Consider the following 411-nt stretch of genomic DNA (forward strand, 5'->3'; position numbering starts at 1 on the left):
TTGATAAAAAGTCTTCGGAAAGCATCGCATTATCCTCCAATCAACGCTTATATAAGATTAACGATAATGAATTATCCTTTTGGGAGTTTCATTATGACACTATCTGGAGGATATCTCCCGACCTAACCGTCACTCCGGCATTTTATCTGGATTATGAAGAGAGCAAACTTCCAAGAAAATACCTTCTTGAAAAACATGTTTCTTATTACCACGAACAACTGGGCCGATTTGCAGGGCTATTCGGCTTAGTAGAAAGTAATAGGTTCTTTTTTTTTGACATGGCAAATAAGAACAAACTTAATAGGATATATTTCGATAAGAAGCAGCATACAGGTGCCAACTTAAGGTTTGACAGGAAGGGAAATGGTTATCATTTTGCCTTTTACAATGACATGGATGGGGGGTTGCCCT

1 protein-coding gene is annotated in these 411 nt (G+C 38.0%); it reads left to right on the forward strand.

Annotation, left to right across the window (positions count from 1 at the left end; genetic code table 11):
- Nucleotides 1-411, forward strand: a 411-nt coding sequence (locus IAQ59_RS22190) for a hypothetical protein (RefSeq protein WP_209333036.1), incomplete at both ends; no start/stop codon positions are given.

The sequence above is a fragment of the Lunatimonas salinarum genome (assembly GCF_017811155.1).
Classification (GTDB): domain Bacteria; phylum Bacteroidota; class Bacteroidia; order Cytophagales; family Cyclobacteriaceae; genus Lunatimonas; species Lunatimonas salinarum.